Annotated in this window: 2 protein-coding genes; both read right to left on the reverse strand. The window is 61.8% G+C overall.

Features of this window, described 5'->3' with window-relative positions:
• Positions 1 to 257: 257 nt before the first annotated feature.
• On the reverse strand, positions 258 to 824 hold the full coding sequence (locus AB0N14_RS40125) for a hypothetical protein (RefSeq protein WP_366030613.1): 567 nt from the start codon (positions 822 to 824) through the stop codon (positions 258 to 260).
• A gap of 152 nt (positions 825 to 976) precedes the next feature.
• Entirely contained in the window at positions 977 to 1,192 is a 216-nt protein-coding gene (locus AB0N14_RS40130) for a hypothetical protein (protein ID WP_366030614.1), read from the reverse strand.
• Between the last annotated feature and the right edge of the window lie 249 nt (positions 1,193 to 1,441).

Below are 1,441 nucleotides of genomic sequence, written 5' to 3' on the forward strand. Positions count from 1 at the left end.
CACGTGCTACCGATCACACACCCGACCAGCACGAGCAACCTGAGTCCCACCCACACCAGCCCCTTGACCAGCAACTTCAAGATGAAACGGCCTCAGTGGATGTCCTCGATGGGGAAGGGGGCGACCATGCTGACTCCAAGGCGGCCGCCCTGACGGCCCCAACGGCCCTGGGCAGAGGGCACACGTAGGTGAGGGCGATACCGCTACCCGCGGACCGCCCTCACCTGGTACTCAGCCCCGACGCGTAGGGAGCGAGGTCAGTCGCTCATTCCGGCATCTTCTTCGGAGTAGCTCAGCCCGATGACGCGCGCATACAGGTCGGCGAATTCCTCGCTGCGCTGCAAAGCCGCACGCTGGTTCAAAGGCACCTCACTGTCTGCCTCTCGAGCATCGGCTTCCAGGCCTTCGAAGTCGACCCTCGCCAGCTCATGACCCTCGGGTAGTTCCTCCTGCGCCATTTCGCCGCGCGCCCCTGCCAATTCGTCAGCACGTTCGAAGGCCTGGGCAAGCGCATCCGTCTCCTCGGGCGCGAGAAGGAAGTCGAGCACTTCGGTGGCGAACACCAGGTGATCCGTGATTTCCGCCTCGAAGGGCGGTCCGTCCGGATCACATGCCTCCAGTGCCTCGCTGACCTCGTCTCGAAGGCCTGCAAGGTCAGGAGCCTCTCCTTGAAGCACCGCGCGAGCGGCTGACGTGGCGTCTGCCAGCGCGTCCCGGGCCTGCCCGAACCACTGCCGGAACTTGGGGTCGGTGAGCCAGCCGCAGTACCTGACCAGCAGCAGTGCGGCCACGGCCTGCTTGCCTTCATCGTCCAGCCGTGCCATGCGGGCCACTTGATCTGATGCTTCATTCATGACCTGAACATCCCTATCCTTGGAACACAGTTCGGAGTCGTACCAACATCGGACGCAGGGCGACATACCCTCACTGCTCGACCCAGGTGTGATTCGACCGCATGACATCCCGATCCGCAGTCTCAAGAAGGACTTGGATACCCATCTCCCGGGGGGAGAATGCACCCCTTCGTCCAGTGGATCTCTTCCCAGACCGTCATGATCTCCGTTTCCTCATGATCATCGGCGAGTTGCAGATTGTAGAACGCCCGGTCACGGAGCGCCGTGACGGTGGAGAAATCCGGTTCCACAGTCACGATGACACAGTCGCCCTCTCCATCGTCCAGAGTCAGTCCCAAGCATGCATCCGATGGAATCGACCGGTACACGTCCGAGAGCTCTGACAAATGGAACTTGAATTGACGGTACGAGGGGATTGACATCCGGCACGCGGAAGCTGTCAAGTCAAATGAGACAGTTTGAGGTTATGAGTTTTGTTTCTGAGCTTCTGTTTCGGGCCGGGGTTCGTTGATCCACACGGCGGAGGGCAGCGTGGGCGGTTGGGGGCGGCGGGCGAAGCGTTCGGGGTGTGCCGCGTATGCCTGGGT

This window comes from Streptomyces sp. NPDC051104, from assembly GCF_040682835.1.
Lineage (GTDB): Bacteria > Actinomycetota > Actinomycetes > Streptomycetales > Streptomycetaceae > Streptomyces > Streptomyces cynarae.

Excerpts from the sequence above, each read along its gene's own strand:
- AB0N14_RS40125 (WP_366030613.1), bottom strand. The coding sequence starts at position 824 with ATGGCACGGCTGGACGATGAAGGCAAGCAGGCCGTGGCCGCACTGCTG.